The following is an 18,650-nucleotide window of genomic DNA, read 5'->3' as shown; positions in this document are numbered from 1 at the left end:
GGGCTCAAGGTGCTGCTCACCAACGACGACAGCGCGCGCGGCCTGGACGCGGGCTACGGCACCGACGGCAAGGGCCTGTACGTGCTGCGCAAGGCGCTGTGTGCCGCGGGAGCCGACGTGCTCGTCGTGGCGCCGTGGTCGCAGCAGAGCGGCGCCGGCGCACGGATGACCTCGCCCGGCTTCGCCCCGGTCTCGATGACCGTCCAGGCCGTCACGCCGCCGGCGGCGTACGCGGGCGACTGCGCCGGCAGCCCGAGCGCCGGTGCGGTCTTCGGCGTCTGCGTCGCCGCCGCTCCCTGCTCCTCGACGACGCCGTCCGGTTCCCCGGCCGACGCGGTCAACATCGCGCTCAAGCGCTTCGCCGCCAACTACTGGCCCGCCGGCCCGGACCTCGTCCTCTCCGGCACGAACTTCGGGCAGAACATCGGCGCCACGCTCAACCACTCCGGCACGGTCGGCGCGGTCGTCACCGCGCACGAGTACGGCGTCCCGGCGATCGCGTTCAGCGCCGAGGCGCCGCGCGACCTGGCCCAGATCCCGAACGTGCCCTTCGCCGCGACCGCCGACTTCGCGGTCAAGCTGGTCACCGCGCTGCGCAAGCGCAACGCGCTGACGGCCGGCCTCGTCCTCAACGTCAACCACCCCTTCGTCGGGGCCGGTGAGACGCTCGGCAAGGCCGTCCAGGCCGATGTCGGCTACAGCAGCGACCTGGGCCTCACCTTCCTCGACGACGTCCCCGCGACCGGTGGCACCTACCGCCTGGTGGCCGGCGCGCCCGCCACCGAGACCCGGCGCAACGCCGACACGACGGCGCTGGCCCGCAACGACATCCCGGTGACGGCGCTCGACGGTGACTGGGGCCGCCCGATGCCGATCCAGGTGTCGCTGGTCATCGGCTCGCTGAAGTAGCAAGGACCCCGGGGTCACTGCCCCGTCCGGGACGTCGTGTCCGGATGGGAGGATGGGGCAGTGACCACGGCTGGGGAGCTGCTCGCCGCAGAGATCGGCCGCCTCGCCGCGGACCTGACGGCCCGGCGCGCAGGAGCGTTGTCCGACGAGCCCGACGCGGTGCACCAGCTCCGCACGACGGTACGACGCCTGCGGAACGTGCTCGCCGCCTTCCGCCGCTGCTTCGACCCGGACCGGTCGGCGGAGCTCGCGGCCGCCCTGGCGTCGTACGGCGACCTGCTGGGGGAGTGCCGTGACCTGGAGGTCCGGGCCGCCGACGTGACCGCCGCGCTCGACGCCCTCGGACTGGCCGACGCGCGGGGCGACGCGCTCGGCGAGGCGCTGGTCGGCCCCCTGCTCGTCCGTCACGCCGCCGCCCACGCCGCACTGGTCGGCTGGCACGCCGGCCCCGGCGTGCGGGCGCTCGACGCACTGCTCGCCACCTGGACCGAGTCACCGGCCCTGGCCCGCCGCGCCCGCCGGCCCGCGGCCGGCGTGGCGACGAAGGCCGTACGCCGCCAGGCCCGCCGGGTGCTGGCCCGCGCCGACGCCGTCGTCGCTGCCGAGGGGGTCGAGGAGGCCCGGCACGGCCTCCGCAAGGCCGGCCGGCGGCTGCGGCACACGGCCGACGCGGTCGCCTCCGTCGACGTCGACGGCTCCCTGCGGGTGCTCGGCGGGCTCGGGCACCGGGTCCAGGGCGCGCTCGGCGACCACCGCGACGCCCTGCTGCTGGCCGAGCACGTGCGCCGGTGCGCGGCCGGGCAGGCCGACCGCGCCGACCGGGCGTCGTACGAGCTGGTCGCCGGGCACGCCGAGAAGCTCGCTGCCGAGGCCCTCGCGGGGCTCGACGAGACCCTCTCCGCACTCCGTGCCGAGGTCATTCCATGAGACGCGCGTCTTGGTATCTGGGACGGGGGCGCTACGTTATTCGACGGCACGACCGGGGCGGCGTACGGTGGGCGCATGCATCAGCAGCTTCTCGTACGCACCGGACGCGCCGCCTGACCTCGTCAGACGTCGCGTCCCACCCCTCGTTGCCTCCGCAACAGAGGGGTTTTTGTTTGTACGACGAACCACACCCCCGCCGGCGCAGGCCGGCAAGCAGCAGAGACAGGAATGAGTCGGATGACTGAGCAGCAGGGCTCGGGCGAGACGATGACCGGCGCGCAGAGCCTGGTCCGGTCGCTCGAGGCGGCAGGTGTCACGGACATCTTCGGCATCCCGGGAGGCGCGATCCTCCCGGCCTACGACCCGCTGATGGACAGCAGCATCCGGCACATCCTCGTACGCCACGAGCAGGGCGCCGGCCACGCCGCGCAGGGCTACGCCTCGGCGTCGGGCCGCGTGGGCGTCTGCATGGCGACCTCCGGCCCGGGGGCGACCAACCTGGTCACCCCGATCGCCGACGCGCACATGGACTCGGTCCCGATGGTCGCGATCACCGGCCAGGTCGGTGCCTCGATGATCGGCACGGACGCCTTCCAGGAGGCGGACATCCGCGGCATCACGATGCCGATCACCAAGCACAACTTCCTCGTCACCGACCCGGCGGAGATCCCGGTCAAGATCGCCGAGGCCTTCCACATCGCCTCGACCGGTCGCCCCGGCCCGGTACTCGTCGACGTCACCAAGTCGGCACTGCAGGCGACGACGTCGTACGCCTGGCCGACCGAGGTCACCCTCCCCGGCTACCGCCCGGTGACCCGGCCGCACGCCAAGCAGATCCGCGAGGCGGCCCGGCTGATCCTCGAGTCCCGCAAGCCCGTCCTGTACGTCGGCGGCGGCACCATCCGCTCCGGCGCGGCCAGGGAGCTGGCGACCCTCGCCGAGCTCACCGGCATCCCGGTGATCACCACGCTGATGGCGCGCGGCGCGTTCCCCGACAGCCACCCGCAGCACCTCGGCATGCCGGGGATGCACGGCACCGTGGCTGCCGTGGCCGCGCTGCAGAAGAGCGACCTGATCATCAGCCTCGGCGCCCGCTTCGACGACCGCGTGACCGGCAACCTCGACTCCTTCGCGCCCGGCGCGAAGGTGATCCACGCCGACATCGACCCGGCCGAGATCGGCAAGAACCGCTACGCCGACGTCCCGATCGTGGGCGACGTGCGTGAGGTCCTCGTCGACCTGATCACGACCCTGCGCACCGAGCAGGAGGCCGGCAACACGGGCGACTACGAGGGCTGGGTCGCGTTCTGCGCCGGGGTGAAGAAGAAGTACCCGCTCGGCTACGAGACGCCCACCGACGGCGGCCTCTCCCCGCAGTACGTCATCGAGCGCCTCGGCGTGATCTCCGGCGACAACACCATCTACACCGCGGGCGTCGGCCAGCACCAGATGTGGGCGGCCCAGTTCGTGAGCTACGAGAAGCCGAACACCTGGATCAACTCCGGTGGCCTCGGCACCATGGGCTTCGCCGTCCCCGGCGCGATGGGCGCCAAGGTCGCGATGCCCGACCAGACGGTGTGGGCGGTCGACGGCGACGGCTGCTTCCAGATGACCAACCAGGAGCTCGCCACCTGCGCGATCAACAACATCCCGATCAAGGTCGCGGTCATCAACAACGAGTCGCTCGGCATGGTGCGCCAGTGGCAGACGCTGTTCTACAACAGCCGCTACTCCAACACCGACCTGCAGTCGAAGCGGATCCCCGACTTCGTGAAGCTGGCCGACGCCTACGGCTGCGTCGGCCTGGCCTGCGAGTCGCCCGACGACGTCGACGCGACCATCGCCAAGGCGATGGAGATCAACGACGTCCCGGTCGTCGTGGACTTCCGGGTCCACCGTGACGCCATGGTGTGGCCGATGGTCGCCGCCGGCACCAGCAACGACGACATCAAGTACGCGCGCGACCTCGCGCCCCAGTTCGACGAGGACGACCTCTGATGGCCCAGCACACCCTGTCCGTCCTCGTCGAGGACAAGCCCGGCGTCCTGGCGCGGATCTCCGCACTGTTCAGCCGTCGCGGCTTCAACATCACCTCGCTCGCGGTCGGCCCGACCGAGCACGAGGAGATCTCGCGGATGACGATCGTCGTCAACGTCGACTCCTCGCCGCTCGAGCAGGTCACCAAGCAGCTCAACAAGCTGGTCGAGGTGATCAAGATCGTCGAGCTCGACCCGGCCGCCTCGGTCAACCGCGAGCTGGTCCTGGTCAAGGTCGGCGCCACCGCCGAGAACCGCAGCCAGGTGCTCGACGTCGTCCAGCTGTTCCGCGCCAAGGTGATCGACGTCGCCTCCGACGCGATCACGATGCAGGTCGTCGGCAACGCCGACAAGATCAGCGACTTCCTGCGCGTGCTCGAGCCCTTCGGCATCCGCGAGCTCGTGCAGTCCGGCATGGTGGCCATCGGCCGCGGGTCGCGCTCCATCTCGGAGCGGGGCAAGCCCGTCGCCGTACCGGTCCCGCCTGCCGCCAACGCCTGAAATCCCCAACCCAACCAGCAAGGAGAAGCCCGACGTGGCTGAGATTTTCTACGACGACGACGCCGACCTGTCCCTCATCCAGGGCAAGAACGTCGCGGTCATCGGTTACGGCAGCCAGGGCCACGCCCACGCGCTCAACCTGCGCGACTCCGGCGTCGACGTCCGCGTCGGCCTCAAGGAGGGCTCGAAGAGCCGCGCCAAGGCCGAGGAGCAGGGCCTGCGCGTCCTGACCCCGCGCGACGCCGCGGAGGAGGCCGACGTCATCGTCATCCTCGCCCCCGACCAGCACCAGCGGAAGCTGTACGCCGACGACATCGCGCCGGCGCTGACCGAGGGCGACACCCTCGTCTTCGGCCACGGCTTCAACATCCGCTTCGGCTACATCAAGGCGCCCGAGGGCGTCGACGTGATCATGGTCGCCCCGAAGGCCCCCGGCCACACGGTGCGCCGCGAGTACGTCGCCGGCCGCGGCATCCCGGACATCATCGCCGTCGAGCAGGACGCCTCGGGCACCGCCTGGGACCTCGCGAAGTCCTACGCGAAGGCGATCGGCGGCACCCGCGCCGGCGTCATCAAGACCACCTTCACCGAGGAGACCGAGACCGACCTGTTCGGTGAGCAGGCCGTCCTCTGCGGTGGCGTCTCGCACCTGGTCCAGGCCGGCTTCGAGGTCCTCACCGAGGCGGGCTACCAGCCGGAGATCGCCTACTTCGAGGTGCTCCACGAGCTCAAGCTGATCGTCGACCTCATGTGGGAGGGCGGCATCGCCAAGCAGCGCTGGTCGGTCTCCGACACCGCGGAGTACGGCGACTACGTCTCCGGCCCGCGCGTCGTGACGCCCGCCGTCAAGGAGTCGATGCAGGCGGTCCTGGCCGACATCCAGAGCGGGGCCTTCGCCGAGCGGTTCATCGGCGACCAGGACAACGGTGGAACGGAGTTCCTCAAGCTCCGCGAGGAGGAGGCCGCCCACCCGATCGAGGCGACGGGCAAGGCCCTGCGCGCCCACTTCTCGTGGAAGCAGACCGACGACGACTACACGGAGGGCTCGGCCGCGCGCTGACCTTCCGTCGTACGACGCCCGACGCCCCCGGATCCCGTGTGGATCCGGGGGCGTCCGCGTCTCACCCGTCTCACCCGTCGACGCCGACGGCGTCGAGCTGGGCCAGGAGGGCTTCCGCCAGCGCCCGGGCCCCCTCGACGGTCAGCACCATGCGGGGCCGGGCGGCCTCCGTCGCCTCGACGACCAGCCAGGTGCGGTCGTCGGCGTCATGGCGGCCGGCGCGCACCACGAGGGTGAGCGGCCGCAGGGAGGCCGTGACCGGCACCGTGTCGGCGGGGCCCGCGACGACCGGCAGCAGCGCCGGCTCGCTCTGGTGGTAGCGGTCCTCGGGGTGGTCGTCGGCGGCGTGCTCGCGGGTGCACCACGGTGGGCAGCGCCCGTCGGGCCAGGGCGGGCGGCCCGCCTGTGCTGCCGCCCGCACGCCGTCGCCACCGGTCATGCGCCTCACCCCCGAGATGTCCCTTGCTCCGTCAGCCGGACCCTAGGACCCGCGCCCGACGCATGCACCCGTCGCCGGGGCCGTCGTCCACAGGTCGTCGGCAGGCAGCCAGTTGTCCGATTAGCATACGAGTATGGTCCCTTCCGGGTGGTCATACGTGGATGATGGTGGGCGTGGCGGGCAAGCGTGCGGACGACAGCTGGCAGGCCTACGCGCGCGAGCTCGGGGTGAACCTGCAGCGGGCCCGGCTCGCGAAGGGCCTCAGCCAGGAGCGGGTCGCGCATCTCGCCGGCATCGCGGGCTTCACCTACCAGAAGTTCGAGAAGGGCGAGTCGCGCCCGGGCACGCCGATGAACCCGCAGCTGCTGACCCTGGTGTCGCTGAGCCAGGTGCTCGAGGTGCCGATCGTCGACCTGCTGCCGGACTTCCAGCCCGACGTCAGCCGCTGACCACCAGCAGCACCGCACCGGCGCCGACCAGGGCGATCCCGCCCCACTGCAGGAGCGAGAGCCGCTCCCCGAGCAGCGTCACGCCGAAGACCGCGACCAGCACGACGCTGAGCTTGTCGACCGGCGCCACCAACGAGGCGTCGCCGACCTTGAGCGCCCGGAAGTAGCAGATCCACGACGCGCCCGTGGCCAGGCCCGACAGCACCAGGAAGAGCCAGGTGCGGCCGCCGACCTCGCCGGGGGAGTGGAACTTCCCGAGCGCCAGCAGGATCAGGCCGAGGGTCACGAGGATCACGACCGTGCGAACGAAGGTCGCGACGTCGGAGTCGATCTCCTTCACGCCGACCTTGGCGAAGATCGCCGTGAGGGCCGCGAAGACGGCCGAGAGCAGGGCCCAGAACCACCACGCCGAGGTCAGCTCCATGTCCCGACGCTACCCGGGCCGATGCCGTCGTGGGGACACAGGACGGCACCGGCCGGGCAGTCAGTGCAGGGCGATGACGACGCTCGACCCCTTGGCGGCGGCGTCGGTCGAGGCCACCTGGTCGCCGTACTGTCCTGCCGCGACGGGGCCGCCGGTGTCGACGACGAGCTGGTCGACGTGCCCGCCACCGACGCCGATCAGGCGCTGGCGCACGCTCGAGCCGGCCGGTTCCGCGAAGGTGGTCGTCGCGGACGAGCGGTCGGACCACACGGTGACCACCCAGCCACCGGGAGTGGTGACCGTCGGACTGCGATGGGCCGTCGTGGCGGTCGTCTCGGCTGCGCCGGCGAGCGCGGCGACGGGGCCGCCGGGGTCGGTGCCGGAGTACGCGAGCACCGTCAGGGTGGCCTTGACGGCGGTCGCGCCGAAGGCCACGGTGACATTGCGCCCCGCGTCGTCGGCGGCAGCGACCCGTTGCCAGACCACGGTCGTCATGGAGTCGGTCGTCGCCGCCTGGCCCACCTGGGTCCACCCGGCCGGCGCCGCCGGCACCGTGGTCGTCGCGGTCGAGACCACCGCGACGAGCCCGTCGCCGGCCTGGGCCGTCGCCGGGATCGGGGACACGATGCTCGTCGCATTGGTGACCTTGCCGGTCGAGTCGCGGAACGCCACCGGGCTGGTCGTGCCCTCGATCACGACGGGCTGGGCCGAGGACCCCGTGCCGCCCCTCTCGTCGGTCACGGTGAGGGTGACCTGGTAGGTCCCCGCCGCGGTGTAGAGGTGGCTCGGCTGCGGCCCGGTCGCCGTGGTGCCGTCGCCGAAGTCCCAGGACCAGCCGACGACGGTGCCGTCGGCGTCGGTCGAGGCGCGGCCGTCGAAGGCGCACGTCTGGCCCGCGCAGGTGGTCGTGAACGACGACGTGGGCAGCTCGTTCGTCAACGGGCCGAGGAACATCGTGCCCGAGGACCATTGCGGGTTGGTGTCGATGCCGCCGCCGCTGATCCGCGTCCAGCCGCCACTCGCGATGCCGTTCGTCACCGGCATGCTCCACAGGTCGTTGGTGGTCATCCCCGCCCAGAGCCGTCCGTCCGCGTAGAAGAGGTTGCGCACGTCGCGCAGCACCGGGAAGGCGGAGGAGGGGACGCTGAACTCCTGGGCGCCCACGATCAGGCTGTCGGGGGAGAACCACCGCCAGAAGATCTTGCTCTGCCCCGAGCGCGTGTAGTACAGCCGGTGCTGGGCGTAGGCCATTCCGGTGACGCCCGACAGCTGGCCGTACAACGTGGGCACCCGGCCGCGGTAGGTGCGGGTCCCGCCGCTGAGCGTCACGTTGCTCCACACCGGGTCGTTGTAGGGGTCGATCACGGTGTCCGGACCGAAGGCCGAGCCGTCGAAGGTCCGGTAGTGCAGCTTGTTGTCGTTGGCGCCGTACACCAGCTTGGTGCCGACCATGAACGCACCACGGACGCTGTTCCAGTTCGCGCCGCCGGTGGTCGGGACGGTCGTCGGCGTGGTGGCCGTCGTGCCGGTGAAGGCCCGCGTGGTGACCGTCGTACCGGACAGCCGGTAGAGGCTGCGCGGGAGAACCGGATCGGCGATCGAGACGGGCGCGCTGCCCCCGTCGACGGGGAAGAAGGCGAGCCGGGCACGGCGGTAGAGTCCGTCGCCGATGTACTCGGTGTCGCTGCCCACGTAGATGCCGTTGTCAGTGGCCAGCAGCTCCTCGGCCCCCACGCCCGTGGGGTTGCGGCCGGGGTTCCACGTCAGCGGGATGCCGTTGTCCGGGTCGAGCGCGGCCAGGCCGGGCCGCGGCACCTGACCGGCCTGCTCGTCGGCGCCGCTCTGGATCGCGTTCAGCCACTTCTGGTGACCGCCGACGTAGACCGCGTTGTCGGCGACCGACACCGAGAGCAGCGAGTCCTGGCCGGTCGCGGCCTGCCAGACCGGTTGCACGTCCTGGCCCGTCACCGCGACGTCGAAGCGAGCGGCCGAGTCGCACAGCGTGCCGTTGTAGCCGGCGCCGCTCGACGCCACCACGAAGTAGGAGCCGTCGGGGGAGAAGTCGACGTCGCGGACGTAGGAGTCGAAGGCATTCTTCTGGCACGCCGGCGTGTAGCGCAGCGTCTTCCAGTCCGGGGCGACCGTGGCGCTGTCCGGCCCCAGGTTGACCAGCATCACCTGGTCGCGGTCCAGCCCGTCGGCGTGCTTGAAGTTGCCGATCGCGGCCAGCCGGGTGCCGTCCGGGCTCGCGGCGAGCTTCGCGACGCCGACCGGCGCCTTCGCCGTGCCCGAGGGCCAGTTGTGGTTGGTGTCGACCGCGATCCTCAGGTAGTCGTCGACGGCCCCCGTGGTCGCGTCCAGGGACGCGAGCCCGGCGCGGGGCAGGGTCGCCACGGTCGTGAAGCTGCCGGCGAGCAGCAGCCGGTTGCCGACCAGTGCGATGTCCAGCACGCTGCCGTTGGGGCTGGGGTTGCGGAACGCCGTCACCAGGGCGCCGGTGGACGTGTCGATCTTGATGATGTTGCGGACCTTCGTCGTACCGGCGAGCTTGAAGGTCCCGGCGACGTACAGGGCGCTTCCGTCCGCCGACGGCACCAGCGCGTTGACGCTGCCGTCGAGCGCCGGTGCGAAGGTCTGGTCGAGGGTGCCGGTGAGCCGGTCGTAGGCGAGGAGGTACGGCGTGGGGAGCTGCGCGCTCGTGCCGGGGTTCTGGGCGATGGTGAACGTCCCCCCGACGAACACCTTGCGCCCGACCTCGGCGATCGCGAGGATCCGGCCGTCGAGGATGTTGGGTGTGGTGGCCGGGACCGCGGACGGGATCAGTCGCTGGTGGGCCGGCTGCGCCCCGGCCGGTGGGCCGGCGGCCGCCGCGGTGAGGGCGGCGGCGGCCAGTGCCGCGGCGAGGACGACGCTCAGGGTCCGACGGTGTGGATGACGCACAGGTGCCCCCCATTGACTCGGCCGAGACGAGTCGAGAGTCGCACCATTCGACCTCCGGCGACTCACCCATTTCGGGCAAGAACGCCGACGGCTCGCCCCCGGCACGAGTGCGGGAACGAGCCGTCGACGTCGCGTCCTACTTCACCTCGGAGCGGCGCACGAACAACCCGCCCACGACGAGGGGCAGCACGATCCAGATGGCCGAGGTGGTCCCTAGCATCGCCCACTCCCGCGCCGTGTCCGTGGCTCCGTCGAAGAGCGTGACCTGGCTGGTGTTCCAGTCGACCCACGGCTGGAGGTCCGCGAACCACTCGCGCACCTCGGCCAGCAGCACGAGGATGCCCGGCATCACGAACGACACGACGAAGTAGCCGACGATCGCGGCCGGGGAGCTGCGGAGCACGACGCCGAGCGCGAAGCCGACCGCCATCCCGACGAGGTTGCCGAGCACGATCTGCGGCACGGCGCCGAGCGAGACGTTCCAGACGGTGTCGACGCCGGCCACGGCCGAGCCCGCCAGGTTGCCGAGGGCACCGACCGCGAACGCGACGGCCATCGACACCACGCCGACCAGGAGGGTCGCGGCGGCCTTGGCGCCGATCACCCGGCCCCGGCTCGGGACCAGGGTGAACGTCGTCAGTCCGCTGCGCTGGCTCCACTCGCTCGTGATCCCGAGGATGGCGATCATCGGCAGGATGACCGAGAGCGGCAGGCCGATGGCCGTCGCGAAGCTCTCGTAGGTGATCTGGTCATCGGGGGCGAACAGGATCACGGCGACGGTCGCGATGACCGAGAGGGCCGCGACGCCCACCATCAGCCAGAGCCCCGAGCGGGTGTCGAACATCTTGCGCAGCTCGACGTGGAGCACGCGGCGGAACGGGGTCGCGGCGGGGACGGCACGGGCGGGGGCGGCCTGGCCGGCGCCCCTGCCCGTGCCCGTCTCGACGGTGGTGGCGGTCATGGCTCACTTCACCTCGGACCGCAGCACCAGGCGCAGGCCGACGAGCAGCGGGAGCACGATCCACAGCGCCGAGGTGACGGCGAGCTGCGCCCACTCCTGGCCGGTGAGGGTCGAGTCGAAGAGGAGGAAGCGGGTCTGGTTCAGGTCGAACCACGCGCCGTTGTCCGCCCACCACTGCTGGGTGGACGCGAGGGCGCTGGTCAGCCCGGGCAGGACCAGCGCGGTCACGAAGTAGCCGACGATCGCGGCGGGGGAGTTGCGGAACAGCAGGCCCAGCGCGAAGCCGAGCAGCATGCCGAGCTCGTTGGCCAGCACGATCTGGGCGAAGGTTCCGGCGGAGATGTCCCACTGGGCGTCGACACCGGTGATCGCCGAGGTGATCAGGTTGCCGGCTGCGCCGACCGCGAGCGCGACGAGCATGCCGAGCGCGCCGATGGCGAGGGTGTTGAGCAGCTTGGCGGCGAGCACCCGCGGCCGGCTGGGCACCAGGGTGAAGGTCGTCAGCGACGTGCGCTGGCTCCACTCGCTGGTCACGGCGAGCACGCCGATCACCGGGAGGACGATCGACATCGGGCTGCCGACGGCGGCCGCGAACGAGTCGAAGGTCAGGGAGTCCCGGTCGCCCAGGAGGACGGTCAGGGTGGTCGCGATCACCGAGGCGATCACGATGCTGGCCATCAGCCAGAAGCCGGAGCGGGTGTCGAACATCTTGCGGAGCTCGACGCCCACGACGCGGCGGAACGGCGTGGCGGCCGGCGCCGGACGCGTCCGCGCCGCAGCGGGTACGACGGCTGCGGAGGCCTGCTCGAGGGTGGTGGCGCTCATGCTGCTGCTCCTTCGGTGGTCGAGGCGTGGTTCACGGTGTCGCGCTGGCTCTCGGCGGTCAGCGCGAGGAACATCTCCTCGAGGCCGGCGCCGTCGGCGGCGCGCAGCTCGGTGACGGCGATGCCGGCCGCGAAGGCGGCCTGGCCGACCCGGGTCAGGTCGGCCTCGGCGAGGACGGCGCCGCCCGAGCTCGGCCGGGCGGTGATGCCGGCGGCCTGGAGGGCGCCCGCGAGCGCCGTACCGTCGGCGGAGCGAACGAGGGTGCCGGCGCCGGCCAGCAGCTCGTCCTTGGTGCCCTGGGCGACGATCCGGCCGTTGCCGATGACGACGATGTCGTCGGCGATGACCTCGATCTCGTGCAGCAGGTGGCTCGACAGGAGCACCGTGCCGCCCTGGTCGGCGAAGTCGCGCAGCAGGTCGCGCATCCAGCGGATGCCGGCCGGGTCGAGGCCGTTGGCCGGCTCGTCGAGGATGAGCACCTCGGGGTCGCCCATCAGCGCGGTGCCGATGCCGAGCCGCTGGCGCATGCCGAGGGAGTAGTTGCGCACGCGGCGGCTGGCCTCGTCGGGCGTGAGGCTGACCCGCTCGAGCATCTCGTCCACGCGGGTGCGCGGCAGGCCCATCGTCAGGGCGGCGATGGTGAGGATCTCGCGACCGGTGCGGCCCGCGTGCTGGGCGGAGGCGTCCAGCAGCACGCCGACCTCGCGGCCCGGGTCGGGCAGGTCGCGGAACCGACGGCCCAGGACGCGGACCTCGCCGCTGCCCGGGTTGGTCAGTCCGACCATGACCCGCATGGTGGTGGACTTGCCGGCACCGTTGGGGCCGAGGAAGCCGGTGACCCGGCCCGGCGCGGCGGTGAACGACACGTTGTCGACAGCGGTGAAGCTGCCGTAGGTCTTGGAGAGCGACTCGACTGTGATCATGGCCCGAAGCCTCGCCGGGAGCAGGCCTCGGGCGCTTCGGGCAGATCCCTTGACCGACCCCTGAGCCGACCCTGAGGCGGGTCAGGGGAAGCATTCAGGGGTACGACGCGTTGCACCCCTCGTGCGTATCGAGATCTGGGCCGACGTCGTCTGTCCGTGGTGCTACATCGGCAAGCGACGCCTGGAGAAGGCGGTCGCCGGGTTCGAGCACGCGGACGAGGTGGAGGTCGTCTACCGCTCCTACGAGCTGGACCCCTTCGCCCCCGAGGTCGGCACCGAGTCGACGGTGACCGTGCTGGGCCGGAAGTTCGGCGCCGACGAGGCCGGCACCCGCGCCATGATGGCGCGCGCGGACGAGGTCGCCGCCGGCGAGGGGCTCACCTTCGCGCACGCCGACGCCCTGCACGCCCGCACCCTCACCGCCCACCGGCTGCTGCACCTGGCCGAGGCGGAGGGCCGGCAGCACGAGCTGATGGAGCAGGTGCTGGCGGCGTACTTCACCCGTGGTGAGTCGCTCGGCGACCACGACGTGCTCCGCAAGGCGGCGGCCGAGGCCGGTCTCGACGCGGGCCGGGTCGACGAGGTGCTGGCCGGCGACGAGTACCGCGACGAGGTCATGGCCGACGTCGCGCAGGCGCGCGCCTACGGCTCGTCCGGCGTGCCCTTCTTCGTCATCGACGGACGCTTCGGGATCTCCGGCGCGCAGCCGACCGAGCTGTTCGAGCAGGCGCTCGAGCAGGCTTGGAGCAGCCGGGCCGACGCCTGACTCGTCCGGCAGCTCATGCACTTGTCGGGTGTTGCAACGCCTGACAAGTGCATGAATACCCGGTCGACCGGGGATTCATGCAGCGTCAGGGCAGCAGCAGGACGACCGTCTCCGCGACACAGGCGGGCTTGTCCTCGCCCTCGATCTCGATCGTGTGCTGCACGGTGAGCTGCTTGCCGCTGGGGATGTCGACGACCTCGCCCATCTTCACGTGCAGGCGGATCCGCTTGCCCACCAGCAGCGGGTGGGGGAAGCGGACCTTGTTGACGCCGTAGTTGAGCTTGGCGCCCGGGGTGCGCAGCGTGAAGACCTGGCTGCCGAGCCACGGCACCAGCGACAGGGTCAGGTAGCCGTGGGCGATGGTCCCCCCGAAGGGGCCTTCCTTGGCGCGCTCCATGTCGACGTGGATCCACTGGTGGTCGCCGGTCGCGTCGGCGAACTGGTTCACCCGGCGCTGGTCGATGGTCACCCACTCGCTCGTGCCGAGATCGGTGCCGGCCGCCTCGGCGACCTCCTCGAACGTCGTGAACACCCGCATGCCTGACTCCTTCGTCCCGTGAAGCTCGCTGGATCCGACCCTAGTAGTCACCGGGACCGCCGCGCACCGGGGCCCGCCGGGTCTCACTGCCTGGTCGTCAGCCACGCCAGTGCGGCCAGGGCGAGCAGCGCCACCACCACCGCCCCCGGTACGACGTCCGTCCCCTCCGCCGCGACCGCGAGCACCCCGACGGCGAGGGTCGCCGCCCCGATCGGCGTCGTCCGGGAGACCACGGCGCGCACGACCCGGCGGTCCGCCGTGCGGCCGGGCGGGCCCGAGGCGGCGTACGCGGTCGTCGTGTGGAAGACGAGGAAGGCCACGGCCACGACGAGGACGGGACCGCCCGTCGGGTCGGGGACGGCGGCCACCCACCATGCCGCGGCGACGCCCAGGGTGAGCAGGGGAGCAGGACTGTCGGGCAGCTCGGCGGACCCGAGCGCGAGCAGCCCGACGACCGCGGCCGGCCACCACGGGCTGTCGGGTGCGGCGGTCGCGACGGCGACCACGACCGCGAGCATCGGCCCGACCACGAGGAGCCAACGGCCGACGGCGGCGGGGGACAGGGTGGCGACCCAGCGACCCCGGCGGTCGCGGACGGTGACCTGCAGGCCGCTCATCGCCGCACCATGCGTGGCGTCGACGAGCGCCGGGTGAGGTCGCGCAGGACGCGGTCGATGCTGTGCGGACCGGCCCAGGTGACGACCGGGATGCCCAGCGACGCCATCCGGTCGCGCTCGACGCGGCGCTGCAGCATCCGCAGCCGCCAGGCCAGCCGCTCCTCGGGCGTGCCGCCGGGGCCGGCGCCGCTCGCCAGCTCGGCCGGCAGCGTGTCGACGACGACCACGTCGATGCCGGCACTGGTCAGCATGGCGACCTGCTGGGTCGACGCGGGCTCGATCAGTGGGGACAACAGGATCGCCAGGGTGCCCGCGCCGAGACCCTGGCGGGCCGCGAGCGCGTCCTCGCCACGGGCCGTGCCGGGCTCCACCAGGGCGAGCGTGTCGAGCAGCCGTCGCAGCTGGTGGCGGCCCGACGACGAGGGCAGGAAGCTGACCCGCCAGTCGCCGAACACCCGCAGCCCGACCCGGTCGCCCCGGCGCAGGAAGTGCTCGGCCAGCACCGCCGCCGCGCGCACGGCGAGGTCCATGCTGCTGCGGGCGCCCGTGATGCCCTCGCTCGCGCCCACGTCGTTGACCGCGTCGACCAGCAGCACGACGTGGGCGTCCTCGTCGGCGTGCGTCGCCGTCACGTGGAGCGTCCCGGTGCGGGCCGAGGCCGCCCAGTGGATCCGCCGCAGCCGGTCGCCCGGCTCGAACGGGCGCACCTTCGCGAACTCGGTGCCCTCGCCCGGACGGCCGGCCCGCTCCTGCCCGACCAGCCCGTTCGGGTGGGGTGCGGGAGCGGTCGTGTCGACCTGCTCCTTCGACGGCAGGACCGTCAGCCGGAGCGGCTGCGGGCGGTCCGCCACCCAGCGCCAGGCCGCCCAGGCGTCGTACGCGGTGACGGCGGGGGCGCCCAGCGTGCGCCGGCCCCACCGGACCGGGCGGAGCCCGATCTCCGCCCGCGCGACCCCGCCCTCCTCCGGCACGAGGAGGCCGTCCGCGGGCTCCACCTCGAGCCAGCGCTGGCCGGGGTGGTGGGCGGCGACCACGCCGCCGGGCGGCAGGTCCTCGACGGTCGCCGACCAGAGCAGGTCCTCGCCCTCGTGCACGGCGAGCGAGCCGCCGGTCGCCGCCACGGCGGGTACGACGCGCGGGCGGGACGCGGCGCCGGCGAGCGCGACCAGCAGCAGCGGGGTCGCCAGCACGACGAGGTCGATCCGGCCGAGCACGATGCCGACGAGGAGCAGGCCGAAGCCGAGGGTCACCGCCCGCAGGTGGGCGTGGGTGGGGTGCCAACCCATGGTGCTCACCGTCGTTCCCGCGCCGACGGCGCCGGGACGTGGCCGAGGACGGACTCCACGACGGAGCGCCCGGTGACGTCGCTCATCCAGAGCTCGGGACGGATCGTGATCCGGTGGGCGAGCGCCGGCACCGCCACCGCCTTGACGTCCTCGGGGGTCACGAAGTCGCGGCCGGCGACCACCGCGTGCGCGCGGGAGACCAGGAGCAGGGCGAGCCCGCCGCGGGGTGAGGAGCCCACGAGCGTGTGGTGGTGGGTACGGGTCGCGGCGGCCAGGGCCACGCAGTAGCGGCCCACGTCCGGGTCGACCGTCACCGACTCGACCGCCTGCTGCACGCCGAGCAGTCCGGCCGCGTCGACGACCTGACGGACGGCGACCTCCTCACGTCCGCGCTCGAGCCGGCGGCGCAGCACCTCCCACTCCTCGTCGGCGCCCGGGTAGCCGAGCTCGACCCGGAGCAGGAAGCGGTCGAGCTGGGCCTCGGGCAGGGGATAGGTGCCCTCGTACTCGACCGGGTTGGCCGTGGCGAGCACGTGGAAGGGCGCCGCCAGCGGGAAGGTCTCGCCCTCGACGGTGACCTGCCGCTCCTGCATCGCCTCGAGCAGCGCGGCCTGCGTCTTCGGCGGGGTGCGGTTGATCTCGTCGGCGAGCAGCAGGCCGGTGAACAGCGGGCCGGGCCGGAACGTGAACGCCGCCTCCCGCTGGTCGTAGATGAACGAGCCGGTGAGGTCGGCCGGGAGCAGGTCCGGCGTGAACTGCGCCCGCTTGAAGTCCAGGCCCAGCGCCTGCGCGAAGGACCGCGCGGCCAGCGTCTTGCCGAGGCCCGGGAAGTCCTCGAGCAGCACGTGGCCGCCGGCGACGATCGCACTGAGCACGAGGGTGAGGGCGGGCCGCTTGCCGACGATCGCCGTCTCGACCTCGTCCAGGACCCGCTGGGCGATCGCCGACGCCTCGGCCGGCGTCGTCGCGGGGACCACCGGCGCGCTCACAGCTCCTCCAGCCGGTCGAGAACGCCGGCGAGCTGCCGGCGGTAGCGGTCGGGGGAGTCGAGGGGTGGCCGGTCGAGGAAGCGGCGCACCTCCCCGGGCAGGGCCGAGCGCGGGGCGATCCCCGCAGGACCCGCGAGGACGGCCGTCGTACCCAGGAGCTGGTCGACGACCTCGACCACCTCGGCATGGAGGGCGGTCGGGTCCTGGGCGGCTACCAGCCGGGCGAGGTGGGTGAGCTGCAGGTCGTGGGCCCGGTCGTCGCGCACGTGCAGCGGCTCCTCGTCGGGCCACACGATCTCCGGGACCTCCCCGGCGAGCACGAGGGCGAGGACGACGAGGGTCGCGGTCGCGACGACGGCAGCGATCAGGGCGAGGGTCATCGGACGTTCCTCCGTCGCGCTGCGGGCAGGCCCCGCAGCAGGGTGGCCAGGCAGGCCGCGGCCTCGGACCGCTGGGCCTCCCCGAGGGCGTGCTGCGAGAAGCGCGCCTCGCGGTAGAGCACGGCGAGGCGGTCGATCGCCCCGCCATCGAGGTCGTACGACGCCAGCACGTGCGCCACGAACTCGGCCGGGGTGTCGGCGGGATCGCGGTGGAAGCGCTCGGACTCGGTGGCGGCCTCGAGCCGGAGCCAGGCCGCGACGATGCCGTTGCGCGCGGTTCCGGCGTCCAGGTCGGCGATGCCCTCGGCCAGCGCCTCGGCCAGCGCGTCGGCGTCGTCGAGCGTCTCGGGCTCGACCGGGTCGAGGAGGAGGCCGGCCGCGGGGCGGCCGTCCCGGCGCCGGCGGTGGCGCAGCGAGAAGCGCAGCCGGACGAGCACGGCGGCGAGCACCAGGCCGAGCGCGACGACCAGCGCGACCGCGGCGGCGCGGCCCGGCAGCAGCAGGCCGTCGCCGTCGCCGGACCGGTCCCGGTCGTGGTCCGCCTCCTCGGGCTCGCCGCCCCGCTCGCCGGTGATGTCGTCGGTCGGCCGCTCGCCCTCGGACACCGAGGGCGGGTCCGACTCGAGGACCGGCCAGTCGACGCCCTGCCCGGACGCGGTCGCCAGCACGCACAGCAGGAGGACCAGGGCCCCGGCGAGCAGGAGGCCCGGTCGTTCGAGGTCGCGCGACCCCTTCCCCATGACGGGAGGCTACGCGCATCCGGTGCCATCGGAAATGGACCCCGGTTAGGTGAGGCTAAGCAAACGGCGTACATTGGCGAACCGTGCTCGCCAACTTCCTGATCGGACTGCGCGAAGGCCTCGAGGCCGCGCTGGTGGTCAGCATCCTGGTGGCCTACCTGGTCAAGTCCGGGCGCCGGGAGCTGCTGCCGCGGATCTGGGCCGGAGTCGGCCTGGCCGTCGGGGTCGCGCTCGCCTTCGGCGCCGCGCTGACCTTCGGTCCCCGTGGGCTCACCTTCGAGGCCCAGGAGGCCATCGGCGGGACGCTGTCGCTGGTCGCCGTCGCGTTCGTGACCTGGATGATCTTCTGGATGTCCACCGCCGCGCGCGGGCTCGGCGCGGAGCTGCGCGGCCAGGTCGACCGGGCCGCCGACGCCGGCCGGTGGTCGCTCGCCCTCGTCGCGATGCTCGCGGTCGGGCGCGAGGGCCTGGAGACCGCGCTCTTCCTGTGGGCCGCCACCCAGGCCGGCACCCGCGACGCAGCCGGCTCGGTGACGCCCACCTGGGAGCCGCTCGTCGGCGCCCTGCTCGGCATCCTCGTCGCGGTCCTCCTCGGCCACCTGATCTACCGGGGAGCGGTGCGGCTCAACCTGACCGCCTTCTTCACCTGGACCGGCGCCTTCCTGATCGTCGTCGCCGGCGGCGTCCTGGCCTACGGCATCCACGACCTGCAGGAGGCCGGGATCCTGCCGGGCCTGCACAGCCTGGCCTTCGACGTCTCCGACGTGATCCCGCCGTCGTCCTGGTACGGCACGCTCCTCAAGGGCGTCTTCAACTTCTCGCCCGCCACGACGAGGCTCGAGGCCCTCGCCTGGGTCGTGTACGTCGTGCCGGTCGGCCTCCTCTTCCTGTTCCGCACCCGGATCCCCACCTCTCGTCCGACGCCCGCGGCGTCCTGAAC

General features: G+C 72.7%; 20 protein-coding genes. 8 read left to right on the top strand and 12 right to left on the bottom strand.

Translation table 11 applies throughout. From position 1 onward, the window contains the following. From surE to ilvC, 5 genes are all read left to right on the top strand, one after another. Window positions 1-909 (top strand): 5'/3'-nucleotidase SurE (surE, locus tag AC2YHB_RS09555; RefSeq protein WP_487353808.1); only part of this gene is annotated, 909 nt, incomplete at its 5' end. A gap of 60 nt (window positions 910-969) precedes the next feature. Then, complete coding sequence (locus AC2YHB_RS09550; protein WP_179647650.1) at window positions 970-1,836, top strand: CHAD domain-containing protein; 867 nt, start codon at window positions 970-972, stop codon at window positions 1,834-1,836. A gap of 237 nt (window positions 1,837-2,073) precedes the next feature. Further along, a complete protein-coding gene (locus AC2YHB_RS09545; RefSeq protein ID WP_242530292.1) occupies window positions 2,074-3,834 on the top strand; it encodes an acetolactate synthase large subunit in 1,761 nt (586 codons plus the stop codon). Further along, entirely contained in the window at window positions 3,834-4,373 is a 540-nt protein-coding gene (ilvN, locus tag AC2YHB_RS09540) for an acetolactate synthase small subunit (protein ID WP_036541462.1), read from the top strand. The genes AC2YHB_RS09545 and ilvN overlap by 1 nt, the downstream gene beginning before the upstream one ends. A gap of 34 nt (window positions 4,374-4,407) precedes the next feature. Then, a complete protein-coding gene (gene ilvC, locus AC2YHB_RS09535; protein WP_036541464.1) occupies window positions 4,408-5,433 on the top strand; it encodes a ketol-acid reductoisomerase in 1,026 nt (341 codons plus the stop codon). Between the two features lie 70 nt (window positions 5,434-5,503). Here the strand turns inward: ilvC and AC2YHB_RS09530 are convergent, their stop codons facing one another. After that, the gene (locus tag AC2YHB_RS09530; RefSeq protein WP_036541466.1) at window positions 5,504-5,872 is read right to left on the bottom strand and encodes a DUF6907 domain-containing protein; all 369 of its coding nucleotides are present in this window, start codon (window positions 5,870-5,872) and stop codon (window positions 5,504-5,506) included. Between the two features lie 173 nt (window positions 5,873-6,045). Between AC2YHB_RS09530 and AC2YHB_RS09525 the strand changes: the two genes are divergently transcribed. Continuing rightward, the gene (locus tag AC2YHB_RS09525) at window positions 6,046-6,321 is read left to right on the top strand and encodes a helix-turn-helix domain-containing protein (protein ID WP_242530291.1); all 276 of its coding nucleotides are present in this window, start codon (window positions 6,046-6,048) and stop codon (window positions 6,319-6,321) included. Here the strand turns inward: AC2YHB_RS09525 and AC2YHB_RS09520 are convergent. The 5 genes from AC2YHB_RS09520 to AC2YHB_RS09500 all read right to left on the bottom strand — a co-directional run bounded on the left by AC2YHB_RS09520 (window position 6,311) and on the right by AC2YHB_RS09500 (window position 12,394). Further along, on the bottom strand, window positions 6,311-6,745 hold the full coding sequence (locus tag AC2YHB_RS09520) for an EamA family transporter (protein WP_036541468.1): 435 nt from the start codon (window positions 6,743-6,745) through the stop codon (window positions 6,311-6,313). The two genes, AC2YHB_RS09525 and AC2YHB_RS09520, sit on opposite strands and share 11 nt — an antisense overlap. Before the next feature lie 60 nt (window positions 6,746-6,805). Continuing rightward, window positions 6,806-9,685: a PKD domain-containing protein gene (locus tag AC2YHB_RS09515; protein ID WP_487353807.1), complete on the bottom strand. Its 2,880-nt coding sequence runs from the start codon at window positions 9,683-9,685 to the stop codon at window positions 6,806-6,808. 136 nt (window positions 9,686-9,821) lie between these two features. Continuing rightward, complete coding sequence (locus tag AC2YHB_RS09510) at window positions 9,822-10,646, bottom strand: ABC-2 transporter permease (RefSeq protein ID WP_179647647.1); 825 nt, start codon at window positions 10,644-10,646, stop codon at window positions 9,822-9,824. Window positions 10,647-10,649: 3 nt separating this feature from the next. Beyond that, window positions 10,650-11,471 (bottom strand): ABC transporter permease subunit, encoded by an 822-nt coding sequence (locus AC2YHB_RS09505; protein WP_036541474.1) that lies wholly within the window; start codon window positions 11,469-11,471, stop codon window positions 10,650-10,652. Further along, window positions 11,468-12,394, bottom strand: coding sequence for an ABC transporter ATP-binding protein (locus tag AC2YHB_RS09500; RefSeq protein WP_036541476.1), 927 nt, complete (start codon window positions 12,392-12,394; stop codon window positions 11,468-11,470). Before AC2YHB_RS09500 ends, AC2YHB_RS09505 begins: the two co-directional genes overlap by 4 nt. Window positions 12,395-12,515: 121 nt before the next feature. Between AC2YHB_RS09500 and AC2YHB_RS09495 the strand changes: the two genes are divergently transcribed. Further along, on the top strand, window positions 12,516-13,160 hold the full coding sequence (locus AC2YHB_RS09495; protein ID WP_179647646.1) for a DsbA family oxidoreductase: 645 nt from the start codon (window positions 12,516-12,518) through the stop codon (window positions 13,158-13,160). 85 nt (window positions 13,161-13,245) lie between these two features. Here the strand turns inward: AC2YHB_RS09495 and AC2YHB_RS09490 are convergent, their stop codons facing one another. The 6 genes from AC2YHB_RS09490 to AC2YHB_RS09465 form a co-directional block, all read right to left on the bottom strand. Next, window positions 13,246-13,698: a MaoC family dehydratase gene (locus AC2YHB_RS09490; RefSeq protein WP_036541482.1), complete on the bottom strand. Its 453-nt coding sequence runs from the start codon at window positions 13,696-13,698 to the stop codon at window positions 13,246-13,248. 83 nt (window positions 13,699-13,781) lie between these two features. Further along, on the bottom strand, window positions 13,782-14,315 hold the full coding sequence (locus tag AC2YHB_RS09485) for a hypothetical protein (RefSeq protein ID WP_179647645.1): 534 nt from the start codon (window positions 14,313-14,315) through the stop codon (window positions 13,782-13,784). After that, window positions 14,312-15,601, bottom strand: a complete 1,290-nt coding sequence (locus tag AC2YHB_RS09480; protein ID WP_179647644.1) for a DUF58 domain-containing protein — start codon at window positions 15,599-15,601, stop codon at window positions 14,312-14,314. Before AC2YHB_RS09480 ends, AC2YHB_RS09485 begins: the two co-directional genes overlap by 4 nt. Window positions 15,602-15,606: 5 nt before the next feature. After that, window positions 15,607-16,590, bottom strand: coding sequence for an AAA family ATPase (locus AC2YHB_RS09475; protein WP_242530290.1), 984 nt, complete (start codon window positions 16,588-16,590; stop codon window positions 15,607-15,609). After that, window positions 16,587-16,970 (bottom strand): hypothetical protein, encoded by a 384-nt coding sequence (locus AC2YHB_RS09470; protein ID WP_179647643.1) that lies wholly within the window; start codon window positions 16,968-16,970, stop codon window positions 16,587-16,589. Before AC2YHB_RS09470 ends, AC2YHB_RS09475 begins: the two co-directional genes overlap by 4 nt. Then, entirely contained in the window at window positions 16,967-17,710 is a 744-nt protein-coding gene (locus tag AC2YHB_RS09465) for a DUF4129 domain-containing protein (protein ID WP_179647642.1), read from the bottom strand. The genes AC2YHB_RS09470 and AC2YHB_RS09465 overlap by 4 nt, the downstream gene beginning before the upstream one ends. Window positions 17,711-17,793: 83 nt before the next feature. Between AC2YHB_RS09465 and efeU the strand changes: the two genes are divergently transcribed. Further along, on the top strand, window positions 17,794-18,648 hold the full coding sequence (gene efeU, locus AC2YHB_RS09460) for an iron uptake transporter permease EfeU (protein WP_036541492.1): 855 nt from the start codon (window positions 17,794-17,796) through the stop codon (window positions 18,646-18,648). Window positions 18,649-18,650 lie beyond the last annotated feature (2 nt).

This window comes from Nocardioides sp. SRI_004, from assembly GCF_057586415.1.
The sequence above is the reverse complement of the archived record's forward strand: the minus strand, read 5'-3'. Positions and strand labels throughout refer to the sequence as shown.